Raw genomic sequence first — 23,498 nt, 5'->3', positions numbered from 1 at the left:
ATAGCCACCCCGGGACAGGACATCCGTTAAACTGGAGGCTGTCCGGGTTTTCCCGGTTCCGGTGGCCATGACCAGCAAGAATTTCCGGTGGCCGGTCTCGATAGCTTCACATACAGCCCGAATCCCTTCCTTCTGATAGTAACGATCCGTGATTTTATCATCGATGGGAATATCCCCTAAGGCTTTGCGTTCACGGCGGCGATTGATCAGCTTTTGCAGGTCCCCTTTGGAGAAGACCCCGCTCACTTGGCGCTGGGGGGAAGTCAGATCATCCCACAGATAGGTTGCAAAGCCGTTGGTGGTGAACATCAGCGGTCGTCTGCCGGTCATCCTTTCCAAACAATCCGCATAGAGCTTCGCCTGCTGGGTACCGATCTTCGGGTCCTTAGAGGTTCGCTTAGCCTCAATCACAGCCAGGGGGAGCCCGTCCTTCCCATAAAGGACATAATCGGCATAGCCTTTCCCTTCCGGATTCGGCATACCGGTGAGTTCCACCTCTTCCCGTACATCATCCCCAAAGACCCAGCCCGAGAGCTTCAGATCCACATCGATATATTTTTTACGGGTGAGAAACTCCGAGATATCCCCCGGGGTGAATTGACGCTCTTCCTTGTGCTGGGTTTTTCCTGCGGTTAGGTGCTCACTCATGGCCTCAATCTGAGCACGAAGGGCTTGAATCTCCGCTTCTTTTTCCTCGATCAAGCTATCCTTTTCCTTGATCTTAGCTTCGTCCAGGATGACCTTCTCAGCGGGAATCTTGGCTTCATCAAAAGATCGCTCCTGATAATCTTGACCATAGCAATAATCGATCCACTGCACGAATTCGAAAAGGGCCGCAAGGGAAAGGACAGCCTCACTGGAAGCGATGGCCTTTTCCGTGTGGACCGCCAGGTTCCCTAGCTTTATGATATAGGGCAGTTTATGCCAAGTTTGGGTATCCACTGCGAATTTGAAAGAGGGTTCATGAATCAAAGCCTGTAAATTGTCCTTATAGGGCATGAAGATGGTGGTATCCGCAGCATAGACCCATTTCACAGCCAGCTCAAAGGCCTTGCGGCTCCCCACCGCCGCCATAGCCGGAGAAGTGGCTAAGACCCGCTCTGCTTCGATACAAGCAGTAGAAAATAAGGCATATTCCGTTTGTCCCCGCAGGAAATCGAAGTTTGCAGTCATGAAATCACCTCTTAGCTATTTTAATGATTCAATCCAGCTTCCCTAATTTCTTGACACTTGGATTATCGAGCAAAGATCGCATTTGCTCTATCGCAGTTCTATTAAGTCTTAACAAACGCTCCTGTTGATCCAAGCCCTGTCGGATAAACTCGGCATTCAGACTCTCAAGGTTCGCCATTACAATTAGCTGTTGCAAGGTGGCATTGTCTCGGACATTACCTTTTAAATCAGGGTTTTCCATACGCCATTCCTTTGCCGTCTTCCCAAATAACGCAACATTAAGCATATCTGCTTCATTAGCATAGGTAATCCCCGCCTGTATTTTTGATACATTCTCCGGAATAAGGTTATCCTTAATAGCATCTGTGTGTATTTTATAATTTATCTTTGCAAGTGTGCGTTGGACATCCCAATCTAGGGACAATCTGCTGTTTTCGTCTGCCTTTAAACGCTGATAGTCTTTTATAATATATAGCTTGAATTCAGCAGATATCCATGACGCAAATTCAAAAGCAATATCCTTATGAGCGAAAGTTCCGCCGTATCTTCCTGATTTTGAAATGATACCAATTGCGTTCGTTGTTGAAATCCACTTTTGGGGAGAGAGAACAAAAGAATTTGCGCCAGCTTCATTTTTAAACCCCTCGAATTCGAGGGGTTTAAAATCGGCATTACTTAATTGCTCCCATAAACCCAAAAATTCTATAGTATCTCTATTCCTCATCCAGTTTTGAATTACAGCACTTGGATCATCACTTTTGAATCTGGCAATATCCGTTAAAGAAATATAATCATCTTCGCTTCCACTTGAAAGCACTGTGATTTCTGTTCCCTTTGCGTTTATTTTTGCTTTTATCTTTTTGTTATTCATCATAATTCCCCCATATCTCTACTCAAAGTACTCACTCATTAAGCAGTCAAATAGGTATTGGGTTTCTCGGACGGCCTTTTTCACAAGGGCTTTTTGTTCTTCAATGTGGGTGACGATTTCGGCGAATTGGATTTGGAGGGGGAGAGGGGGAAGGGGTGCATTTAGAGACAAAATATCAGAATTTGAGATATTTGCTTGCCGGATACCACGGCTGAGGCCTGTTAGTTGCCCTTTGAGCTTATTATCTTTTAATAAATACAATAGAAAATGAACATTTATATCTTTATTAAGTACTAACTTTGCGTTTCGTTGATTTAAGTAATAACAATCATATGTATCTGGTAATATGCAAACATTCGCATAATCTTCTTTTCCTACGGTACCAGTCAGCGAAAAAACTATGTCGTTTGGATATAATAAATATTTATCAAGTTTTTTATCGTAATTCCAAAAAGAAATGTCCTTATCAATGAACGTGCCAGAATTGATATTGCCAATTTTAATTACGGGTATCCCATCAAGAGCGTAATCCGTACTTCTAAAAGCATATCCTCCTATTATGCTTAAGCACTCACCTAATCTAGTAACCTCCCACCCCTTCTCATTCGAAACCGGATCCCCAAACATATCATAAAAGGTAGATTTGATAAGGTTATCAAGCTCCCCAAGCTGTTGTTTACGCATGACAAGGAGTTCGGTAACGGTATCTAAGGTTTTAGCAATTTGCTTTTGGGTTTCGAGGGGTGGGAGGGGGATACTAAGTTCTTTTAGTAGACCACTATTGATTCCCTGAATAGTTGCTCCCCTTTTTTGAGAATCGAAATAGTTCGTATAACTCATTATACAATGAACCATATAAGGTTTATAAACTTTTCCCTCATCAATATTTTCAATAGAAATAATATCTTGATTGGTACAAATAGGGACTTTATTAATAGAAACCTTCCCGACGCCTACCCTTATTCCAATAATTACAGAATTTGTTTCGATTAATTTAGTTGCACTATTTGCAATAGCTTCCTCCGTGATATACTCAACAGCATCACTTTCATCAATAAATGTTTTACCCAGAGAAACGGTGGTTATCCACGGTATATCTCCTTCAAAATACTCAGGCTTACTTCTAGTAGGCGTTCCCCCACTCTTAAAATCTCCTAACCCGCCCAACCTTACCATTTCCCACTTACTCACCGGATTAGCCCCCTTAACTCCTCCATCTTAGAGGCGATCTCCAGGCTCAGCTTATCCAGTCGCTCCATAATCACCGCCGGCGGGTCATACTCTACCTTTTCATAGACCACTTCCTTATACCGGTTAATGGACAGGTCGTAGTCATTTTCCTCGATGGCCGATTTCGCCACGAAAAAGCTTTGCTCGGTGGGTTTACGCTCTCCTTCTCCCTCCAGATTATGAAAGCGTGTAAGCAAATCGGGGATATCATTGGCTTCAATGGGGGTGCGCTTATCATCTAAGGAGAAGCCATCGGCTTTCATATCATAGAACCAGACCTTATCCGTTCCCCCTGCCCCGGTCTTCGTAAAGATGAGGACGGCAGTACTCACTCCCGCATAGGGCTTAAACACTCCGCTGGGCATGGAGATCACCGCTTGAAGCTGATGATTTTCCACCAACTCCTGGCGCAGGGCTTTATGGGCCTTGGTGGTCCCGAATAAGACCCCATCGGGTACAATACAGGCGCAGCGTCCCCCTTTACGGAGCATTCTGAGAAAGAGGGCCACAAATAAAAGCTCGGTCTTCTTGGTATTACAGACTGCCTTTAAGTTATCGTTAATACTTTCCGCATCCACCGTGCCGGTAAAGGGAGGATTGGCGAGGATAATATCATAAGCAGAAGAAATACTGTTCTGCTTCGATACACTATCCACATAGTCGATATGGGGCTGGGTAATCGAATGGAGCATGAGGTTCATGGCCGAAAGACGGAGCATAGTTCGATCCGTATCAAAGCCCGTGAACATCTTCCCTTCAAAATGCTCCCACTGCTCACTGGTCATTGCCGACTCATACTTTTCGCGAATATATTCAGCCGAGGACACCAGAAAACCCGCCGTTCCACAGGCCGGATCACAAATAGTATCCTCCGGAGTTGGGGCCAGAAGCCTGACCATCATATCCCGGATATGCTTGGGTGTGCGGAATTGACCGTTTTGCCCGGCCGTAGCCAGCTTTCCGAGCATGTATTCATAAAGGTCCCCTTGCATATCAAGGTTTTTAATATCGTGTTCATACAACTCATCTAACCCCGTAATGATCTTTTGCAAGACCTGAGGAGTAGGGATGAGAAACATAGCATCTTGCATATAGCGGGAAAAAGCCGTCTCATTCTCCCCATTCATGCCTTTGATGAAGGGAAAGACTTTTGTGCCGACGATCTCATAGATCAAGCGGGCATCTTTAGTTTTGAACTTACTCCAGCGCATGGCTTGGCCTTCTTCGGTCCGGGGAAAGATTTTCGGCATCTCCACACCGCTCATAGCCTCAAAGTTTTCGTTATTGAGTTCCTTTTCATCAAGGGAACGGATGAACATTAAATATGTAAGCTGCTCGATAACGGTCAGGGGGTTGGTGATCCCACCTGCCCAGATATCGGTCCAGATTTTATCCACTTTATTTCGAATTTCTCCAGTAAGCATCGATCTTCTCCTCATCTTTTTCTTTCATTATACCATTTAGCCCAGCTAAATCACTGAAAAAAGCTTCATAATAACTATTTTTGCCAGCTCCTATTCCTTTACGATCTTCACGAAACACGATCGTGGCCGCGGGCCATCAAACTCACAAAAATAAATCCCCTGCCAGCGTCCCAAAAATAACTTTCCCTTCTGGATGATGACAGTCTGGGATGCCCCTACTGTACTCGCTTTCAAGTGCGCGGCAGAATTCCCCTCAATATGCCGGTCTTTAAAGTCATCCCTCGGATAAGTCTCCTCAAGTCTTCGCAGGATATCCTTCTGTACATCCGGATCCGCATTTTCGTTGATCGTGATCCCTGCTGTTGTATGGGGACAGTAGATTACGACAAGCCCTTCTTGAACCTTTTCCCGGTCCAATATTTCCTTAACTTCCGCCGTAATATCGAGCATTTCATCCTTTTTTCTAGTCTGTAACCTGATCTCATGAATCATGGCTCTGATCCTCTCCTAATTTACCTCGTTTTTTAGGGAATCTTAGAAATTACAGTATTCCCCATATAAATAGCGAAACTTCAACTATTGAGACCTCGCTAAAAATATCCACTCTAACTACTAAGTATCGTGTTCATCCCTTGCAGAAAAATCCCAAAACTATGGGATTGGCATTATCTGTCAGTGCCTCAATTCCCCAATCTTTATAGTAATCAACTCCTTTTAGTCACATTGTAATTTATAGTTCTATTCAACGGAAAATTACCCTTCCAGTTATTACCTCGTGCTCTACACTATTATATACTTCTTCCACTATATACAATAGGATTAGATAAAATTAAAGCTGAAGAAGATCAGCTAAAAAAACAACCGCCAAAGTAGTCAGGTCATAGAAATGATCACCTTGGCGGTTGTGATAAATCGTTGTTTACTTTTCCCACTGATTGATTCGTTTTGACAATGACGCGAAGATTACAAGAAAGGGCAACTATTCGGAATTTCCAAATAGTTACCCTTCAAATACGATCCCTATGCGTAATACATTTACTTAGCTTATTTTTTGCTTGCCCACCTTAAGGAACAACACAATCGCAACCAGGATAAAGGGGATTCCCCCGGCCAGACCGGTTATGGCCGGGCCAAGCAGCGGATTAAAACCACTTACCGCCAAATAAATAGGGAGGGCTGCACTGGCATTTACTGTAGAATGGATCATGGCGGCCGGAATAGCACTGTCCAGCTTGATGGTGGCATAGCCTTCCACTATTCCCAGGACCACACAGAAAACTATCATGGCCAAGATCCCCAACCAGGGATAGCCAATATACTCCGTTCCATAATTATGCCCCATGACGATAACCGGAAGATGCCATACTCCCCAGGTAACCCCGGTAATCACCAAAGCAGCCCGATCGGAATAGAACTCCCGCAATTTTGGCAGCAGATACCCCCTCCAGCCCAACTCTTCCCCTAAGGTCGGAATAATATTGACCACCGGACCAATGATAATTATCTGCAATATGGTGATCAGTAACAGGTTCGATACAGAGACCCCGCTACGACCCCCCGCGGCCAGAATTTGCTTTAATACAGTCAGTTCAGGGTCGAAGGTTGCCGGGAAAATCAGAAAGTAAACCGCACCGCTCAAAAATACTAAAAGAGTAGGACCAAAGAACACCAACAAATACTTTTTGATATTTCCCTTAAAATTAGGGCGCAGATACATCTTCCCAAACCCCTCTTTGGTAATGAGCCTGGTTAGTAGATTGCTTATTGCCGGAGTAAACATCGCCCCGGCCAGAATGATTATGGATAACCCTTGCCCATAGGCTAGCCCTAAAAAGGGAATTAGTAAAAAGGTAATCCACCCTAAGGCCATAACTAAAGCCACGAATAGAATCAAACGTTTCTTCGTTAGCCTTTTTTCAAGTCCTTGTTCCATGATATATCCTCCTTTTCCTTTCCCTCGATTACTTAAGAGCATTATTCCGAAGCTTTTCAACGATCCTTTGGAAATGTTTCTCTTCAGCAAGCACCGCATATACCGGATTACGAACCACTGCCTCCGCCATACTTTGGCGGATAGTCTTTTCATTGCGGGGGAGGTTTGTCCCCAGATCCAGATCTTCCAGCCAACGATCCAAGAGGTCAAAAAATGCATCACCATGCAATTGCATCGGATAGATATCACCGGTGACCAAGGCTGTATACTGCTGAAGCATTTCCAGAGCTTGATCATGATTCCCCTGAGTAACATATCCTTGAGCAGCAGTTAGGTAAATACCAATTGTAACCGCCGGGTGCAGACGCTTCATATCAAAGGCTTCCACCATCACAAGGGCACGTCGCAGGGTTTCCTCAAATTTCGCAGAGTCATCTCCACAAAGAATTAGATAGGCAGGAAAAAAATTAAACATCATGACGAGATTTTGAAAAATTCCTACTTGCAGAACTGCTTTGGCCTCTTCCACACGCCCTGTCATTTGGTAAGCAGAAGCCAATAAGGATTCGGGCGGCAGGGCAGGCTCAACTTTCCCTTCCAGCAGGTCCAGTACACCCTGGGGGTCACCAAGACCAAGATTACAAAGAGCCTCACAGTAGAGGGCTTGCTTGGTCAGTGACACATCCTCTGCTTCCTCTTTAACCCGGATAAAAAGAGCCTTAGCCTCCCCAATCAAAGCGGCCGCTTCTTGCTGGTTCTTAAGCAGGCCCGCATGATTAACCATCAGGCTCCCCATCTGGAGCAATAACGGAAAGCAGGAGAAATATTTTTTAATGATCAGGCGACACTCTTCCATCACCTCAGCAACGGGCTTTACTGCAAAATCAGCCGACAACCTTTTGTACAACCGACGAATATCTTCTTTTTTCATTTGGGGCTTATAGTCCATCAATTCATCAATACTCAGGTTAAAGTAGGTGGCCAACTGGGGAAGAAAGGTCACATCAGGATAGCTTTGACCTGTTTCCCATTTGGAAACAGATGCCTTGGAAACGCCCATATAACTTGCCAGTTCTTCTTGAGTGATTCCTTTTTCCTTCCGCTTACGCACCAGAACTTGGGCGATATTGATTTCCTTCACTTCAATCACCTCACCTATTATTTTAATGAAGGACTGCTGGAATACAATGGATTCGTAGTTAATATCCAGTGAATAAAATTAACCTATGCGATACTCAGTGAAAATATACGAAAGTGCTGAGCAAACACAAAAAAACTCCCCGCATAAAGCAAGGAGTATGGATTGAGGATTTTTTGATTAATTAAGCCTTCTATTGAGCACCACCCACATCGATAAATGGAACAGCACCGCCGGTAACATTGGGCAGTTTACCATCCCATTTTTCAATGGCTTTCATCTGAGCTTCAATTTCCCTTAGTTGCACAAGTTCAGGGGTAACTTCTTGTTTTTGTAGACGCAAAGATTCTGCTTCAGCTTTCGCTTGTTCAACTTTTTGTTTGGCCTCGATTTCAATTCTTTGCAGATCAAGACTAGCCTTTAAAGCTTGCTGCTCAGCAATTTGTTTTTGTTCAATGGCATTATTAAATTCTTCACTGAATTTAAACTCGGTAATATTGATTTCATCCAGAACCATATAGTAAGTGGCTAATTTAGAAGAGAGAGTCTCTTTGATCTTGGAGCTGACTTCCGAACGCTTAGAGATCAGCTCCTCAGCTGTGTATTGAGCAGTTATGGCTTTTACCGCCTCACCGATAGCCGGGTCAACAATCCGTTCTCCATAAGCTAACCCTACATCCTGATAAAGCTTATTCACTTGATTCGGATCAAGGTGAAAGTTAACGGCTACAGTGGTGGTGACGATCTGCAGGTCTTTGGAAGCCGCCGTCTGATCGGATTGAGATTTTTGGACTCGCACCTCTAAAGGAACTACGGTTTGAACGAAAGGAATCCTAAAATGCAGTCCTTCGGTTAAGACCACCGGGCGGACAGCCCCTAATTGCAAAACGATACCTCTTTGGCCCGCATTCACGATCACAAAGGAATTTAGAGCTATGACAACAATAAATAAGATCACAATGCCAAGTGTAATGAAGTTTCTGCCCATTTTTAGTTTCGGTTTCATATTAATAACTTTTTCTGAATCCAATTCCTAGCCTCCCTCTTAACTTGAATATGAAGTAGATTACACTTCTACCTCTAACTATACCTTACTCACCGTACTAAAATCTATGTTTTTTGTATTTTTAGTAATTTCGTTTTTATCTAGTGTGCAAGCACCAGTTGGAGGATGAAGAGGACAGCAAAGAAATAGATAATGGGAGAAACCTCTCTTCCCTTACCGGCGAAAAGCTTCATTAAGGGATATACAATCACGCCAATCGAGATTCCTGTTGAGATGCTCGAAGTCAGGGGCATGGTCAGAATCACGGCGAAGGCCGGAAAGGCTTCATCGAATTCCTGCCAATTAATTTTTGCTAACCCCTCCATCATGTAACAGCCCACAATGATCAAAGCCGGTGCTGTTATTGAGGGAAGAGACGATACCGCCGCCACTAATGGTGAAAAAAACAAAGCGACTAAGAATAACACAGCAACGACTAAAGCAGTCATTCCGGAACGTCCGCCGGCCGCTACCCCGGCAGAGGACTCGATATAGGCAGTAGATGGACTAGTCCCCAGAGCTGCCCCCACGGTAGTCGCCACCGCATCCGCGGTAAAAGCCATTTTTGCCCGGGGCAGTTTCCCATTTTTCATGAGACCGGCCTGCTCGGTCACCCCGATCATAGTTCCCGTAGTATCAAAAATGGTTACCAGCAAAAACGAAAAAACCACCGCATATAAGCCCTGGGAAAAAACTCCCGCCAGATCAAAATCAAAGAAAACAGGGGTGGGAGGCAAAGACACAATCCCCTTCAGCCCCAGCATTCCCATAAAGTATCCCAGGATTGCCGTGACAAACATACCCAGGAATAAAGCTCCCTTGACTTGACGGACAATTAAGAGCAAAGTGGTGAGTAGGCCAACGATACTCAAGAGCGCAATTGGGTCGCGAAGGTTACCAAAAGCTACAAGGGTGCTGGGATTATCCACAACGATATTAGCCATCTTTAAACCGTTAAAGGCGATAAAAAGCCCGATTCCCGAAGTGATGGCATACTTTAAGGCACTGGGGATCGTTTCGATGAGCAACTCACGGAAACGGGTAAAGGTTAAGAGCAGAAAAATAACACCGGCAACGAAAACCGCACCCAAAACAACCCGATAGCTGATTCCTTGCGCAGCAACGACACTAGTAAAGTAGGCATTTAACCCCATCCCCGGAGCAATTGCGATGGGGTAATTAGCAAAAAACGCCATGATCAGCGTTCCAATTACAGCCGCTAGAACCGTGGCCATAAATACTTGCTCAAAAGGAATCCCGGCAGCGGAAAGAATCGCTGGATTCACTACAATAATATAGGCCATCGTTAAAAAGGTGGTGATCCCAGCTAGGACCTCCGTTCTCAGATTGGTTCCCAATTCCTTCAGCTTAAAAAAGTTATCCATATAATATCCTATACCCTCTCAAAATTAGTCGGACAAGAATTATTTTAGTCATACACCAAAAGCCTGTTTTTTATGTGAATCAGAAGGCGTGCTTCCGTGATCCGGTGACTGAGTTAATCTTCCATCTCTTTCCCCCCCATTATTTATCTAGGGTAGCTATAGAATTAATGCAAAATTCCAGTTTCCAAGTTAAACTATAATTACCAAATCCCACATCGAATTATCGAAATGGAGAGTGAATCATTTGATGATTAATCATGGCGGCAAAAGCTTCTATATTGGTGAATCAGAGTCAATGCCCCTGGCGGAGATGACCTATAAAAACGAAGATGAACATACCATAACCGTGGATCGTACTTTCGTGTCGGAAGAACTGCGTGGGCAAAATATCGCCAGGAAACTGCTCCAAGAACTCACCGACTGGGCGCGGCAAGAGCATAAAAAGATCATCCCCGTTTGCCCCTTCGTCAAAGCGGAGATGACCAAAAATCCAGACTATGAAGAGCTTTTGAAAGAAAAGTAAGCTTACAAAATTGGAACGCAATTAAGGCTTAGGTTCCACAAAAAGTGCGATAAGCGCAGTTAGAAGGCTCTGGTAGAGCACTGTACTCAAGTTGCTCCGACAGGTGAGCATAAGGCTTGGAAAGAACCTGAAGTAGTTGCCTTAAAGCACTATAGTCTCCCGCTTCCGCACTTTTCAAGGCGGCTTCTACCCGATGGTTGCGCGGGATTACCGCAGGATTGCTGTTTCTCATCAACTGGTGCGAGGAGTCCTTTGATTCCTGTTGTCTATCTAATCTCGCTTGCCACTGTGTTTTCCACCCGCCGAATTCGGCACTGCTGAATAAAGCTGAATCCCCCGGGTTATTAAAGGTTAAGGCAAGAAAAGTATTCGTATAATCTGCTTGATGCTTTTCCATTAAATCAAGAAGCCCCTTAATTAATAATTCGTCTTCCGGCTCTTCTTTAAATAACCCCAGCTTTGCCCTCATCCCTGCCAGCCAATTTTTCCGAAACAGCTCAAAAAACCCGGAAACCTCTGCTTCTGCAAGCTTAATAGCCTCCTCCTCATTCGCATTGAGCAACGGCAAAAGGGCTTCGGCAAATCTTGCCAGATTCCAGCCCGCCATATAGGGTTGATTTCTATAGGCATAACGGCCTTGACGATCAATCGAACTAAATACGGTCGCCGGATCATAAGTATCCATAAAGGCGCATGGCCCATAATCAATAGTCTCTCCACTAACCGCCATGTTATCGGTATTCATTACTCCGTGAATAAATCCAACAAGCTGCCATTGAGCAATTAGTAAAGCTTGACGCTTAATGACTTCCTGAAGCAAAAATAGATAGGGATTATCGGCGTCGCTGTTGCCAAAATGCCGTTTTAAGGTATATTCGGCTAGGGTCCTGAGCTCCCCGACTGTGCCCCACTGTGAAACATATTGAAAGGTACCTACACGAATATGGCTGGCGGCTATGCGCGTAAGTATCGCACCCGGCAGCAGGGTTTCGCGTACAATCGACTCACCGGTTGTAACTACCGCTAAGGAACGGGTAGTAGGGATACCCAGCCCAAACATTGCCTCACTTATGATGTATTCACGGAGCATGGGGCCAACAGCCGCCCGACCGTCACCACCGCGCGAGTATGGGGTTTTACCAGAACCCTTGAGTTGGATATCGTATCGTTCACCCTCAGGGGTAATCTGTTCTCCCAGTAATAAAGCCCTCCCATCCCCTAACATGGTAAAATGACCGAATTGATGCCCGGCATAGGCCTGGGCCAAAGGTTCAGCACCTTCGGGAAGCCTATTACCAGCTAACACCATTATATTTTCATCACTTTTTAGCAGTCGTTCATTCAGTCCTAAGCTTTTAGTCAATTTTTCGTTGAGAATAACTAATTTTGGCGAGGTTACCGGGTCAGGGCTAAGTTTTGTATGAAATAAGCCAGGAAGCAAAGCATAGGTATTGTCGAAATTCCATCCGGTTTTTAGAGTTACTTGGTCATGTACCATGGCTATCTCCTTTTTAAAATATTGATGAGCCCCTATAATATGACCTATCTATTATTTGTATTTAAATCAAACAAATTCATGGCTATTAGTAAATAAATAACTCCCGTCCCATACCTTTTGTAAGGGAAGAGAGTCTATTCTCGTGGTTCCACCCTATTTTTGCCCATTTATGACTATAACGGGCTAAAGTTCTATTTACTATTTGAATAATAATAAGCCGATATCAGATAGGGTATTCTTCCTCACCGACGAACACCAGATCACCTATCCTCTTATATTGCTTGAATAATCCTTTTGGTCGATAACCCTGTGCAAATTGAAGCCATTTACCATTCCTGCTATAAACCTGATACAAGAATCCGTCTAGACGAACCCCTTTTATCCTTACAAATCCATCGTAACAAATGATGATACATTTTTGTTGAGATGATTGATCAATTGCATATTTTATAGCCTCATTAACTGCTTCACGATAACCTTTTTCAATTGAAAATGTGGTCAGCTTTTCATCTTCAGGTTTTCCCACTAACACATATGGATGAATTGCTTGTTTGCCACGTTTTCTCGCTTCCTCATCTACTTCTATAAGACTATATAACTTCTTAACAATCCATTGATCCAAGTCGATATCAAATCCCTCTGTGTTGATCATCTTTCAACCTATGCCCTCCCTCAATTACCGCAAATGCCCTTCTCATAAGCCGGCTTTTAGTACAAACATAATTTATACGAATACTTCAATACTATCCACGCCGGCATGGCGCAGCCTGATTCTTCTAAGGAAAAAAGCTTTTCTTGGCACTAGCCAAAGAATAAAGGACTTTTAAATATACCAAGTTCCATATTCTATCTTCTACCAACAAACTCCTTCCCAATAGCCAAAGTTTATCACTGAACTAATCCGCCCTAAGACCCCCGCCTCTATAGGCGGCGGGTGCCAAAGGGCGGTTAAGTCCAGTATGGACTCGACTAACCTTCAGCGGGGGTTGAATCCCCCTCTGAAGGAAGTCTCGTTCAATAAGGGTGCCGGTTGAACCTTTTCTAAACACACCTAAGGTTTGCTGAGCATAAGATGCAATGTGCCAATTCCAAGGAGGCACCGTCCAGCGTTATGACAACTGTTAATAGCCCCTGTTGCGACAGGGGCTATATATATGAAAGGATGAACTTGATGGAAACCGGAATGTTAACGCTGCTTGGGAAAACAGTCACCCTTATGGAAAGTCTAGGGTTTCTTTGGCTTATTCACACTGGATTCGAACTTGAACTTTGGCAGGTTTTACGAGAAGAGCACTCCAAAGAAGAGTTATTAGCGCTTAATCCCAATTGGGATCCGGTTTTACTGGACCATTGGCTTGAGCAAGCCAAGCTTCAAAACCTGCTTCACAAACACGAAGATAAATACCGCTTAAGCCGAGTTGGCAAGTCTATTGATGTCTATCGTGACTACGGGCTGGAGGCCATGTATAAGGAATTTGTCCTCTATTGGGGACCCGTTTTTGCCGAGCTACCCGGCCGTATCGAGGGTTTCACCTCCCCTGTGAACATGGAAAGTGAAATGGCAAACGAACTTATCTCCCGGGCTTCAAGAGCATCTGAACTTTTCGTATGGCCCGTGCTTAAAGGACGATGCGAAAAAGAACGTTGGCTAAGAATCCTCGACGTGGGCTGCGGGGAAGGCTTCTATCTGCAAAAGCTCTGCAATGAATTTTCGAATATTCGAGGGTTGGGAATCGATATCAATCCATCCGTTATCGAACGAGCACAGGGACTTGCCTTATCGTCCGGAGGTAGACTTCGTTTTGAGTGCGCTAACATCCTTAATCTTACTCCACCACCTGAAAAGTACGACTGTTGTCTACTGAATAATAATATTTACTATTTTACGCCCGAACAGCGTATTGAGCTATTAAGACAGTTAAAAACATGGCTTGTTCCGGGAGGAAGGATTGGAATATTAACGGCCTTACGCGGCACACATTCTTCCCTCCCCTTTATCCAAACGCATATTCCGCAAAATTTAATGAGTTTTTTCCTTGCTTGCCATGAAGATTTCCAAGGGTTGCCCTACGAACAGGATATCATCCGGCTTCTTAGCAGTACGGGATATGGTGAGATTGAGGTTAATCCGTTACCTCTTAAGGTTTCACACTATTTCTTTGCCAAAAACTAGGAAAACCTTTTGGTTAATATCTGCATATTCTATGGAAGTAAATGGTTTTCTCGAAAAGGTGGTAAGGACTTGCTTGAAGTCAATGAGCTTACAAAAATCTATCGCGAAGGTCGGGGGGTAAAAAAACTTTCTTTTCAGGTTGACGTGGGGACTGCTTTTGGTTTCTTAGGGCCCAATGGCGCAGGGAAAACAACCACCATTCGTGTTCTTATGGGTTTTATGAAGCCGGATCATGGGAGCGCAAGCATTTATGGATTAGATTGCTGGGAAGACCGTACCGAGTTAAAACGGTTGATTGGTTATCTTCCGGGTGAACTCCACTTCATGGAACAGCTAACAGGCGAGGAATTTTTAGATCTTATCGAAGGGATGCATGGAGAGTCCGGCGTGATTGATAAAAAGCGCAAAGCACTCTTAGCTTTTCTTGACCTCAACCCTAGACAACGCATACGAAAAATGTCTAAGGGAATGAAACAGAAGTTAGGAATTATCGCCGCGTTGATGCTGGACTCCCCTGTTCTGATTTTGGATGAACCAACCTCCGGTCTTGATCCATTAATGCAGAAAAAGTTCATCGAGCTAATTCTTGAGGAAAAGAAAAAAGGGAAAACCATTTTCATGTCCTCACATCAATTCGCCGAGATCGAAAGAACCTGTGAACAGGTAGGAATAATTCGTGAAGGTGAGCTCCTAGCCGTTCAAGATATCGGCTTGCTTAAACAAAAGGAACGGCAAACCTTTGAAGTCGAGGTTGAGGGTGAAGAAGATGCCAAGATTCTCAAGGAAAGCGGGTTATTCCTCAATTCCCTGGAAGATCTCAAGTTTACAATCCTTGTTTCAGGAGAACAGGACCTGTTATGGAAAACTCTGGCCCAAGTTCATATCAAACGATTTAAACAAAGCTCACTTGAGCTGGAAGATGCGTTTATGCAGTTTTATAGCTCAAGTTAAAGGAGGGATAAGCCTTTGAATCGGGCATTATTTCGAGCCATGATGAAGCAGAACGGCAAAAAAATTGCCAAGCTCTCCACGGGAATTATCCTTTATGAAGGACTCTTAACTTGGGTTTATCCCGTAATTGCCGTGAATCCAGCCGTAACGCAAATCGCTGAAAATATACCCTCGGCTGTGAAGACGGTCTTCGGAGTATCCGAGGAGGCACGGGTAGATACCTTCGAGGCCTTTATCTCGGGTCAATTTTTTGCACGGATTTGGGCTATGCTTATGGTTTTATATAATGTAGAGTCGGCCAATGAACTTTTGGCGCAAATGGTCGATGATGGTTCGCTGGCCTTTCTTCTCTCTACCCCGGTTTCACGGGAAGAATTTCTTTCCACACAAGCCCTTGTGCTTCTGAGTGGAAATGCAGTTTTAGTGCTTTCCACACTTCTTGGGTTATTCAGCGGAACTTCCCGCTTCGGCATTTCGATTGATCGCTGGCGCTATTTCCTTTTCGGGGTCCTTGGGTTTACGTTCTATTCCCTCATTGGTGCATATAGCCTATTTTTCTCCGCCTGGTTTGCCCAGCGTGATGTGGCCCTTACTTTCGCCGCCGGGTTAACCTTGGCCTTTTATGCTTTAGATGTGGCGGGAGGACTCAGTAATAAATTATCCTGGGTACGTCAATTATCCCTTTTTCAGTGTTACCAGCCCCAAGAGGTCTTAGAGGGTAGTGCCAATCCCGCGAAAAAAATCCTCGGGCTTACCGCGGGAACCATCCTTCTTCTCCGCTTAGGAATTTATGCTTTTAACGAAAAAGATTTAGCTATTTAGCACTGAAATCCCGTCAATGTCGTAATGAGTTCTCAAGAAGTGGGGACCTGGAATATGTTTGGAATACCAATGAGTCATTTAGCACGATATTCGCAAATTATTTCCGTATTCATCCGCTACGGACTGGGGTACTGGGTTGTGGAGCAGATTCCACTCCCTCTACCTGGCTTTGGCAGGCCAAATCGCCATTACACAGAAGCGGAATTGGCGCTAATTGGAGTACGTCTTCGCGAGGCGCTTACGGAGCTTGGACCAACCTTTATTAAAATGGGTCAATTGGCCGGTACCCGGTCCGATATCATTCCCCAACCCCTTGTCAATGAGTTAGCAAAACTTCAAGATCAGGTTCGCCCCTTCTCCTTTCCAGAGATTCAGCAGGTCCTTGAAAACTCCCTTCAGCAGCGAATGAGTTTGATCTTTCGTGACTTTAATCCAAAGCCTTTAGCGGCAGCATCCATTGGGCAGGTGCATGAGGCGGTTCTAAATAGCGGTGAAAAGGTGGCCGTAAAAGTCCAACGCCCTCATATTCGGGAAGTTGCACAAATCGATTTGGAGATTTTCGGCACCCTTGTGGCTCAGTTTGAGCAAAAGACGGCATGGGGAAAGGGCTATCCCGTCCGAACCCTCTTTAACGAGTTTTCTAAAACCCTTCTGGAGGAACTCGACTTTACGAATGAAGGGCGCAATATGGAAGCTTTAGCCCAGGTGAAAAAGCGTGGCACTTTTATCATTCCGAAGGTTTACTGGGAATTTTCCCACTCCAACGTCCTTACCCAGGAATATATCCCGGGAATTCCCCTCTATCAAATTATCACTGATCTAACCCGCCCTAAGACACCCACCGCCGGGAAATCGGACTATAACCATGCGCTGATCGCAAAGCGCTTAAGTCAAGGTCTTCTCCGCCAAATTCTGCGGGATGGAAAATTTCATGGTGATCCCCACCCTGGAAATATTCTCATTTTACCTCGGGGAGAAATTGCCTTAATCGATTTTGGAATCTTTGGGACATTAACGGATCAAAATCGTTCTGAGCTTAACGCTATTGTCGCTGCCTTAATTCGCGGAAAGGACGGAAAGCTTTTAGATATCCTATCTCGTATCGGGATTGTGCCTGAAACTATTGATCGAACTCAATTTATGCAAGATGTCTCAGCCTTGCGGACAAAGCATTTAAAGGGATCCCTAAGAAAAATTAAAATGGGCGTGGCAATTCAAGACTTCTTTTATCTCATTAATCGTCACGGGATCTATATTCCTTCCCAGTTCATCCTGGTTGGGAAGTGCATATTAACTTTAGAGGGTATAATTGTACAACTAGATCCCGGTTTAAGTCTGGTTGAACTCCTTAAGCCCTATAGCCGGAAGTTGTCATGGAGAAAATGACACCCTCTTTTCCCATTCGGTTTCTTTGAACCCTACAAGGACAAAATCCTGCCCCAGTAAAAGTGGGCGTTTGACCAACATACCATCTGATGCCAAGAGACTCAACTGCTCCTCATCCGTCATCCTAGGAAGCTTATCCTTGAGATTTAAGTTCTTATACAGTTGACCGCTGGTATTAAAAAAGCGCTTTAAAGGCAGCCCACTCAATGCATACCACTGCTGTAGTTCTTCGAAAGTTGGATTATTTTCTTTAATATCGCGAACGTTGAAGGATAATCCTTTTGCTTCTAACCACTTCCGAGCCTTTTGGCAAGTTGTACATTTGGAATAACAGATAAATTGCATAATTTCTCCCTACTTCCTTAGATTATAAACCCCACCGGGACATTCTATAAGATCGAACCATGGTAAGTTTCATTGGAGCGATCACTACCTATTTACCTTTTTACCTTTTTATCTATCTATAAAGTTATTTGCATCAATTATAATTTAATATTCAGTATAGATCAATATCATATTGTAGCCCACCCTTGCCATGCTATTTAGTCGGGTACAGTAGAGGGGCGTAATCTTCATCACCTATTAAAGAAGGGCGGAAGTTACTGCTTAAACCAAGCAATGACCTCTGCCCTTTTTTATGGCTTATAAACTGTTCGTAAAAGCAATCGCTTTAAGTAAAAGCTCTGGATATGTTCTATAACTTTGCAATTAGCTTAAGCAAGGAGGTCCTTTTCCTGGAGGAATTCCATGAGAAGTTTACCCGTTCCCCCGGTGATTTTGAGGCAATTACGCAGGTGCTCCGGAGTATCAAAGGTATACGGATTAAGGGAGCGGCAACAGGTTGCTCCGAATTTCCCTTCAAAACGGTCATGAAATTCTTTCGTCAGTTCATAAGCTGGGTCCCTGCTTTCCGTTGTATCGGTACGCCCTTTTAATATCCCCAGTACCATAGATGAACCAGCCAGGGCTCCACATATACACCCGGCATGGCCTAGCCCCCCGCCAAAGCCTGTGGCCATTTTTATGACCTCCGGACTCATGGGACTATTACACATTTCGTTAAAAGTCTTAACAATAGACTCCGCACAATTAAATCCTTGTTTGAAGTTGTCCCCTGCCCGATTACGGGCTTCCAAAGTTAAATCTTCCATCCCTAACTCCCTCCTATTTTTTTCTATCCGGATATTCATAGTATATTCCAAATATTCAGTATAATAAAGATGCCATTAAACTTTTTTACCGTTTTGTAAAAAAGGCCCCCGGTCTAACGGTGCATATTTAACGTCCATTAATAAAAAAAAGAGCGTTTACAACGCTCTAAAACCTCAATTGATTTTAATTTGTTACAACTGGGTATCCTGATTTAGCCCATCCATTGTTCATCCCGCCGTTCAACGACCTGGCTTTAAAACCTGCAATATTTAAAGCCGCAGCTGTCTGTCCACCGGTCTGACCTGTGTAGCAATAGACGATGATCGTTTTATCCTGGGGTAATTTATCAAGGTTGTTCCCGACCTGTTTAAAGGGAATGTTAATAGCTCCTTCAATATGACCTTGTCCATAGTCTTTCGCTTCGCGGATATCCAATATATAGATATCTTGGTTGTTGGCGTCGATAAGCCCTTTAAGCTCAGCCTCAGGAATTTTATAAGTGTGGTCCGGCATCTGTTCATAATAACTAAATACCGCCTGCTTCAGTACTTGGCTATTATCTGAAGCTACCCCTTGTTTTGGCCATCCGCCACCGATTGCAGCAACCATAAAGAATACCAGTATTGCTATAGTTACAGATATAAGAGCTTTTTCACGATTATTCTTAGGCATTATTATTTACCCCCTTCGAATTTTTAGTAACCCCCTTGATATTACGTCTTTTTTCCTCCCAACGATCAACTAGGAATACAAGTGCCACCAAAAGTATGCTATAGACGATGGCAAGTGAAAAAGGATCAAGCGGGATAAGGTTTGCCAGGCTGATTTTCCCCTGATCAAACATTGTCGTTGAAACGCCTGCATATTGCTGAAGTAAAGTATAGGTGAATACACCCACTATACCTCCCAAAACAGTAAATACAGCATCCCGCTTCCCTTCCCCCATTGCTCCGATACTTGTTCCGGGACAGTAACCTGCAAAAGCAAAGCCTACGCCAAATATCAGACCACCGAGGATATTGGCTACCGGATTATAGACGATCATGTCTAGGGAAACAAGACCTAAGGAACGAAGGCTAAAGACACCAACCGTTGTGATAGCAACAGTCAAAAACATAAATTTAGGTATGGATAAATCTTTTAAACGCAAGGCATTAAGAATTTTTTCGTATTCAAAAGCCCCAACCCTCTGCATTATAAACCCGAAAGCGATTCCGAAAATAATAGCTAACCAAAGATTCATCATTATACCTCCTTCCCTCTATATAGGAGTAATGCCGTGGGGATCCCGGCAGCAAATACCGCTGCTCCAAACAGAATACCGCTTACAGCCATTTGACTCATGCCACTTATTATGTGGGAACTGGTACATCCCCCGGCAATACGGGCGCCAATCAACAACAAGAATCCACCAAAAAATGCATGAATTAGACGCAGCTGAGGTTTGTTACCGAATCTCGCTTGCCAAAGAACAGGGATTTCCGGAGCCTTTTTTTCCCGGGATAATAACTTCCCTATAAATCCACCAATAAAAATACCTAATACCAGCAACCACTGCCAACTTACCTGAAGACCGTCGCTAGTACCGCATGTACCTGCTGTCCATGTGCTTAAAGGTATAAGTTGTGGTGAAAAAAATTGGGTTATATACCCAGTGGTTTGAGCATATGCCGTTGTCGTTCCTAGATGGTTGCCGCTTAGAAATATAATGATGTTTAAAATTCCTAAGGCGATACCACCTTTAGCCCATGACCATTTTCTACTCATCTTAAGCCCACTCCTTCTTAATTATTTGTACAACCCACCCCTACCCTGTACGGGTATTGTAATAATATCATATTTTTTTGGTATTTTCCTAAACTGCATAGTCCGTTTAAGTGTAATTATATCCGTCAGACATTAAATTTGATTGTCTTCCTCTGTATATCTCCATATCTCTATATCCAGATATAAAGATATATTATCCAGACATAAAAATATCTTATTAAGTAATGTTTCATATCTGCGGAAACAATTTCATCCCGCGAAAAAATACTATTTGGCAGTTACCTTATCAGAATTGATTAGCACTCCAGGTTTTAAAACTAAAAAGGAAAGAAGCAAAATTTTCTGCTTCTCTCCGATTTTATAGATTAGCCTCTTGACGTTTTATCACTGAACTAATCCGCCCTAAGACCCCCGCCTCTATAGGCGGCGGGTGCCAAAGGGCGGTTAAGTCCAGTATGGACTCGACTAACCTTCAGCGGGGGTTGAATCCCCCTCTGAAGGAAGTCTCGTTCAATGTTGTGCTTTGCCTTATACACTTTGATCGATAATTTTTAATAGAATATCCTCAATCTCGTGGGCAAAATCCTCGAGATCGTTATTCTGAAACATCGTTACCAAATTCTTTTCAGCTAAGGTTGCCTGGACATCATGAACATAAAGAACTCTAAATCCGTTGGCTTGAGTTTGAGCCTGAACTACTATAGAGGAACACACGGTTCCTTATTAACAACTTCAACCGAAGCCGGAGCCGCCTAAGGAACCGCCGGTATTACTACCCTTGCCACTACCAATATTAATCGAAGTAAATCGTTGACTTATATTGTTACTCGAGCATTGGGGACAAGTCTGTTTGTCCTTTGAGCTAATACTACAAAAAACACTAAATTTGTGACCGCATTCCTTGCATACAAAATCGTAACTTGGCATTAGTAACACCCCCTTATTTTAGTAATTAGATCGTTTTATACTCACCTCGTAATTCCGGCATTCAGAAATGATCAGGATACTGCGCCCCTTCCATTGCTATGCAATCGCTCCTTGCTTTCATGTCCTTTTTAATGCTTTAATGCCATTTAACATTTTAATTCTACCCACCGGGGGTATTAGTATAACATAAATATATGCTAACTCAATTCTTTTGTCCAGGCTTGTTTCATCAATTAAAAGGGATCTTTCTTTTGGATTTCCTCGATAGAATCAAACACATTCGGAGCATTATTATCTTCTTGTATTACAGCCAAAGATAATGAAATATTTAACTGCTTAGCGATTGAATTAAGCATATCCTTTATCTCTTGCACATCTTTCTTAGTAGCCGCAGATTGTTCCGGGTATAATTCAATCCCCAAATCACCGTTAACTTCCAGAGTTGCTGTTTTGATTTTTGAGATATTTTCAATCTTATTAAGACGAAGGCGCATATTTAACTCATCTATTGTCATCCGGGCCCTTCTAAGATTTTGAGGCTGCAAAACCCCTCTATCTATCACCAAGAAGGGTTCCCCCGTTAACCATCTGCTTAACGAGGGAAAATGTATTTGTAGGCTGGAAAGCAGGATTAATCCACTAACAAGTAAAAAACCCCCATATAAGCTCATAACGACACTAGGGGATTTAAGTGGATGAACTAATAAAGTGCCAAGAGCAATCATAACCACAACATGAATAGGGGCTTTTTGGGAAATCGCCTGTCTTCCAGCTATTCTCAGCAACAAAAGGGTAACGGTATAAAAAACAACAGCTTTTACCCAATAAGGCATGACATCATTCCTCGTCTAACACAATTACATTATTTTTGCACAATAATCCTGATAATATGTGTCGGGGAAAGGAAAGAGTTGATCAGATGGGAGACCTTTTCTTCGGGCATTCAGTGTAATAAAGGGTATGGGACCGTTTATTTTTATTGCTTAAAGTAAAACACGGCTTCATTCGGTAATACTGTTCGATCATCAAGGATACATTTTGAGGAGCGCTCAGCATCGAAGAAAAATTTATCGCCTTCTTTATGAAATACAAAGGTATATCGTCTATCCTTGGTCGTCATGGTGTATTCCGTACCATTGATGCTGTATTCTCCGTAATTGATATAGCTGCTTAACAAGGAGTATATAAATTGGAAACGCCCATCCGGCATTAGGGTTAGTTTGGGAGCAAATGGATTATCCGGGTTGCTATTCTGCATTACATAGGTCACTGTCGGAACTTCCTCTTCTTTGAAGGGAATAATGGCTTTATCACTTCCGATGGGATAATAACGGAGATCTCTTAGCTCCCAAGAGTTTGCTTGGAAAGCTTCCATCTGTCGATCCCCCTGTGGATAGGGAAGTGTAACGACCTCTCTTACATCGCCACTTATTCGGACTAACTTTTTGCTCATAATACCGTAGCGATAGTAGTGATCACTCCATGTTCCATCCGAAGTATTCAAGCCCCCGATGATGATGCTTTTTTCATCGCTACCCATCGCAGGGGAAATAGTGTATCCCGGCTCAAAGCAGCCATCACTAAGGGCGAAGTCCGCTTCCAGATGATCCTCTTGATAGTTGTATAAAAAAATGCCGTCCAACACCCGAAATCCTACACGTTCCGGCGTCTCGTAGAAAAGCATAACAAATTCGGCTCGATAGGGCATAAGGTGATATGCCGGCTGTTTAAATACTGATTCCGACTGGGTTCCCCTTTCGTTAAGACCCATACACGATAAAAGCAACGCTGAAATAGTGACTAAAAGAACTATCAGGGTATTGCCAATTCGCTTTTTCATAACGAAACACCTCCTGAATACATTAATCTATGGTAATTTCTCAAAAGGCTTCAACAAGGTTGATAGATTATTGTAATCGCCGCATATGATTACTCCAGTAAGGTTTGGGATATCGGTAATTTCCGCTAAGTTTGCATTCCAAATTTAACAATTCCATTATTAACTACTCTTTACTTTCCACTGTGGCTAAATTCCTAGGGGAACTATGCCCAACATGGCCACCCGTAATCCCAACTTTACATTCCACTGTGGCTAAATTC

General features: G+C 43.5%; 25 protein-coding genes. 5 read left to right on the top strand and 20 right to left on the bottom strand.

Annotation, left to right across the window (positions count from 1 at the left end; all coding sequences use genetic code 11):
- From AC1U9U_RS08645 to AC1U9U_RS08605, 9 genes are all read right to left on the bottom strand, one after another.
- The coding region (locus tag AC1U9U_RS08645; RefSeq protein WP_479960154.1) for a DEAD/DEAH box helicase family protein at positions 1-1,173 on the bottom strand (1,173 nt) is incomplete at its 3' end.
- 28 nt (positions 1,174-1,201) lie between these two features.
- Positions 1,202-2,044, bottom strand: coding sequence for a KilA-N domain-containing protein (locus AC1U9U_RS08640; protein WP_479960153.1), 843 nt, complete (start codon positions 2,042-2,044; stop codon positions 1,202-1,204).
- A gap of 18 nt (positions 2,045-2,062) precedes the next feature.
- Positions 2,063-3,235 (bottom strand): restriction endonuclease subunit S, encoded by a 1,173-nt coding sequence (locus AC1U9U_RS08635; protein ID WP_479960152.1) that lies wholly within the window; start codon positions 3,233-3,235, stop codon positions 2,063-2,065.
- Positions 3,232-4,698 carry a type I restriction-modification system subunit M gene (locus AC1U9U_RS08630; protein ID WP_479960151.1) on the bottom strand — a complete coding sequence of 489 codons (1,467 nt, stop codon included), beginning with the start codon at positions 4,696-4,698 and terminating at the stop codon, positions 3,232-3,234. Before AC1U9U_RS08630 ends, AC1U9U_RS08635 begins: the two co-directional genes overlap by 4 nt.
- A 90-nt stretch (positions 4,699-4,788) precedes the next feature.
- Entirely contained in the window at positions 4,789-5,190 is a 402-nt protein-coding gene (locus tag AC1U9U_RS08625; protein ID WP_479960150.1) for a secondary thiamine-phosphate synthase enzyme YjbQ, read from the bottom strand.
- Positions 5,191-5,737: 547 nt separating this feature from the next.
- Complete coding sequence (locus AC1U9U_RS08620) at positions 5,738-6,631, bottom strand: CPBP family intramembrane glutamic endopeptidase (RefSeq protein WP_479960149.1); 894 nt, start codon at positions 6,629-6,631, stop codon at positions 5,738-5,740.
- 28 nt (positions 6,632-6,659) lie between these two features.
- Entirely contained in the window at positions 6,660-7,772 is a 1,113-nt protein-coding gene (locus AC1U9U_RS08615; RefSeq protein ID WP_479960148.1) for a helix-turn-helix domain-containing protein, read from the bottom strand.
- Between the two features lie 190 nt (positions 7,773-7,962).
- Complete coding sequence (locus tag AC1U9U_RS08610; protein WP_479960147.1) at positions 7,963-8,799, bottom strand: prohibitin family protein; 837 nt, start codon at positions 8,797-8,799, stop codon at positions 7,963-7,965.
- 116 nt (positions 8,800-8,915) lie between these two features.
- On the bottom strand, positions 8,916-10,199 hold the full coding sequence (locus AC1U9U_RS08605; RefSeq protein WP_479960146.1) for an NCS2 family permease: 1,284 nt from the start codon (positions 10,197-10,199) through the stop codon (positions 8,916-8,918).
- Between the two features lie 247 nt (positions 10,200-10,446).
- On the opposite strand from AC1U9U_RS08605, the gene AC1U9U_RS08600 reads away from it, so the two are divergent.
- Positions 10,447-10,722 (top strand): GNAT family N-acetyltransferase, encoded by a 276-nt coding sequence (locus tag AC1U9U_RS08600; protein WP_479960155.1) that lies wholly within the window; start codon positions 10,447-10,449, stop codon positions 10,720-10,722.
- Positions 10,723-10,750: 28 nt separating this feature from the next.
- Here AC1U9U_RS08600 and AC1U9U_RS08595 read toward each other — a convergent pair whose 3' ends face one another.
- Both AC1U9U_RS08595 and AC1U9U_RS08590 read right to left on the bottom strand, forming a co-directional pair.
- Positions 10,751-12,220 carry a protein adenylyltransferase SelO gene (locus tag AC1U9U_RS08595; RefSeq protein WP_479960145.1) on the bottom strand — a complete coding sequence of 490 codons (1,470 nt, stop codon included), beginning with the start codon at positions 12,218-12,220 and terminating at the stop codon, positions 10,751-10,753.
- Positions 12,221-12,443: 223 nt separating this feature from the next.
- Complete coding sequence (locus AC1U9U_RS08590) at positions 12,444-12,872, bottom strand: hypothetical protein (RefSeq protein WP_479960144.1); 429 nt, start codon at positions 12,870-12,872, stop codon at positions 12,444-12,446.
- A gap of 519 nt (positions 12,873-13,391) precedes the next feature.
- On the opposite strand from AC1U9U_RS08590, the gene AC1U9U_RS08585 reads away from it, so the two are divergent.
- The 4 genes from AC1U9U_RS08585 to AC1U9U_RS08570 all read left to right on the top strand — a co-directional run bounded on the left by AC1U9U_RS08585 (position 13,392) and on the right by AC1U9U_RS08570 (position 17,552).
- On the top strand, positions 13,392-14,393 hold the full coding sequence (locus tag AC1U9U_RS08585; RefSeq protein WP_479960143.1) for a class I SAM-dependent methyltransferase: 1,002 nt from the start codon (positions 13,392-13,394) through the stop codon (positions 14,391-14,393).
- A 69-nt stretch (positions 14,394-14,462) separates the two neighbouring features.
- Positions 14,463-15,344, top strand: coding sequence for an ABC transporter ATP-binding protein (locus tag AC1U9U_RS08580; protein WP_479960142.1), 882 nt, complete (start codon positions 14,463-14,465; stop codon positions 15,342-15,344).
- Positions 15,345-15,359: 15 nt separating this feature from the next.
- The gene (locus tag AC1U9U_RS08575) at positions 15,360-16,166 is read left to right on the top strand and encodes an ABC transporter permease subunit (RefSeq protein ID WP_479960141.1); all 807 of its coding nucleotides are present in this window, start codon (positions 15,360-15,362) and stop codon (positions 16,164-16,166) included.
- Positions 16,167-16,220: 54 nt separating this feature from the next.
- Positions 16,221-17,552: an ABC1 kinase family protein gene (locus AC1U9U_RS08570; protein WP_479960140.1), complete on the top strand. Its 1,332-nt coding sequence runs from the start codon at positions 16,221-16,223 to the stop codon at positions 17,550-17,552.
- Here the strand turns inward: AC1U9U_RS08570 and AC1U9U_RS08565 are convergent.
- From AC1U9U_RS08565 to AC1U9U_RS08525, 9 genes are all read right to left on the bottom strand, one after another.
- Entirely contained in the window at positions 17,538-17,897 is a 360-nt protein-coding gene (locus AC1U9U_RS08565) for an arsenate reductase family protein (protein ID WP_479960139.1), read from the bottom strand. The genes AC1U9U_RS08570 and AC1U9U_RS08565 overlap by 15 nt on opposite strands.
- Before the next feature lie 368 nt (positions 17,898-18,265).
- Positions 18,266-18,703 (bottom strand): C-GCAxxG-C-C family (seleno)protein, encoded by a 438-nt coding sequence (locus tag AC1U9U_RS08560; RefSeq protein ID WP_479960138.1) that lies wholly within the window; start codon positions 18,701-18,703, stop codon positions 18,266-18,268.
- A 184-nt stretch (positions 18,704-18,887) separates the two neighbouring features.
- Entirely contained in the window at positions 18,888-19,376 is a 489-nt protein-coding gene (locus AC1U9U_RS08555; protein WP_479960137.1) for a rhodanese-like domain-containing protein, read from the bottom strand.
- Positions 19,369-19,947, bottom strand: a complete 579-nt coding sequence (locus tag AC1U9U_RS08550; RefSeq protein WP_479960136.1) for a DUF6691 family protein — start codon at positions 19,945-19,947, stop codon at positions 19,369-19,371. Before AC1U9U_RS08550 ends, AC1U9U_RS08555 begins: the two co-directional genes overlap by 8 nt.
- A gap of 2 nt (positions 19,948-19,949) precedes the next feature.
- Positions 19,950-20,471 (bottom strand): YeeE/YedE thiosulfate transporter family protein, encoded by a 522-nt coding sequence (locus tag AC1U9U_RS08545; protein ID WP_479960135.1) that lies wholly within the window; start codon positions 20,469-20,471, stop codon positions 19,950-19,952.
- A 528-nt stretch (positions 20,472-20,999) separates the two neighbouring features.
- On the bottom strand, positions 21,000-21,185 hold the full coding sequence (locus tag AC1U9U_RS08540) for a hypothetical protein (RefSeq protein ID WP_479960134.1): 186 nt from the start codon (positions 21,183-21,185) through the stop codon (positions 21,000-21,002).
- An 18-nt stretch (positions 21,186-21,203) separates the two neighbouring features.
- A complete protein-coding gene (locus AC1U9U_RS08535; protein WP_479960133.1) occupies positions 21,204-21,398 on the bottom strand; it encodes an FmdB family zinc ribbon protein in 195 nt (64 codons plus the stop codon).
- 233 nt (positions 21,399-21,631) lie between these two features.
- Entirely contained in the window at positions 21,632-22,231 is a 600-nt protein-coding gene (locus AC1U9U_RS08530; protein WP_479960132.1) for a DUF421 domain-containing protein, read from the bottom strand.
- Positions 22,232-22,374: 143 nt separating this feature from the next.
- A complete protein-coding gene (locus AC1U9U_RS08525; RefSeq protein ID WP_479960131.1) occupies positions 22,375-23,238 on the bottom strand; it encodes a hypothetical protein in 864 nt (287 codons plus the stop codon).
- Positions 23,239-23,498: the final 260 nt, after the last annotated feature.

Source organism: Desulfitobacterium sp. (assembly GCF_982384815.1).
This window is presented reverse-complemented; position numbering and strand designations above follow the sequence as displayed.

Bases quoted from the DNA above. Each gene is read 5' to 3' on its own strand.
- AC1U9U_RS08595 (WP_479960145.1), bottom strand. From the start codon at position 12,220: ATGGTACATGACCAAGTAACTCTAAAAACCGGATGGAATTTCGACAAT.
- AC1U9U_RS08550 (WP_479960136.1), bottom strand. From the start codon at position 19,947: ATGAATCTTTGGTTAGCTATTATTTTCGGAATCGCTTTCGGGTTTATA.
- AC1U9U_RS08530 (WP_479960132.1), bottom strand. From the start codon at position 22,231: ATGCCTTATTGGGTAAAAGCTGTTGTTTTTTATACCGTTACCCTTTTG.
- AC1U9U_RS08560 (WP_479960138.1), bottom strand. From the start codon at position 18,703: ATGGAAGATTTAACTTTGGAAGCCCGTAATCGGGCAGGGGACAACTTC.
- AC1U9U_RS08590 (WP_479960144.1), bottom strand. From the start codon at position 12,872: ATGATCAACACAGAGGGATTTGATATCGACTTGGATCAATGGATTGTT.
- AC1U9U_RS08570 (WP_479960140.1), top strand. From the start codon at position 16,221: ATGTTTGGAATACCAATGAGTCATTTAGCACGATATTCGCAAATTATT.
- AC1U9U_RS08620 (WP_479960149.1), bottom strand. From the start codon at position 6,631: ATGGAACAAGGACTTGAAAAAAGGCTAACGAAGAAACGTTTGATTCTA.
- AC1U9U_RS08585 (WP_479960143.1), top strand. From the start codon at position 13,392: ATGGAAACCGGAATGTTAACGCTGCTTGGGAAAACAGTCACCCTTATG.
- AC1U9U_RS08605 (WP_479960146.1), bottom strand. From the start codon at position 10,199: ATGGATAACTTTTTTAAGCTGAAGGAATTGGGAACCAATCTGAGAACG.
- AC1U9U_RS08535 (WP_479960133.1), bottom strand. From the start codon at position 21,398: ATGCCAAGTTACGATTTTGTATGCAAGGAATGCGGTCACAAATTTAGT.
- AC1U9U_RS08525 (WP_479960131.1), bottom strand. From the start codon at position 23,238: ATGAAAAAGCGAATTGGCAATACCCTGATAGTTCTTTTAGTCACTATT.
- AC1U9U_RS08630 (WP_479960151.1), bottom strand. From the start codon at position 4,698: ATGCTTACTGGAGAAATTCGAAATAAAGTGGATAAAATCTGGACCGAT.
- AC1U9U_RS08555 (WP_479960137.1), bottom strand. From the start codon at position 19,376: ATGCCTAAGAATAATCGTGAAAAAGCTCTTATATCTGTAACTATAGCA.
- AC1U9U_RS08545 (WP_479960135.1), bottom strand. From the start codon at position 20,471: ATGAGTAGAAAATGGTCATGGGCTAAAGGTGGTATCGCCTTAGGAATT.
- AC1U9U_RS08565 (WP_479960139.1), bottom strand. From the start codon at position 17,897: ATGCAATTTATCTGTTATTCCAAATGTACAACTTGCCAAAAGGCTCGG.
- AC1U9U_RS08640 (WP_479960153.1), bottom strand. From the start codon at position 2,044: ATGAATAACAAAAAGATAAAAGCAAAAATAAACGCAAAGGGAACAGAA.
- AC1U9U_RS08600 (WP_479960155.1), top strand. From the start codon at position 10,447: ATGATTAATCATGGCGGCAAAAGCTTCTATATTGGTGAATCAGAGTCA.
- AC1U9U_RS08625 (WP_479960150.1), bottom strand. From the start codon at position 5,190: ATGATTCATGAGATCAGGTTACAGACTAGAAAAAAGGATGAAATGCTC.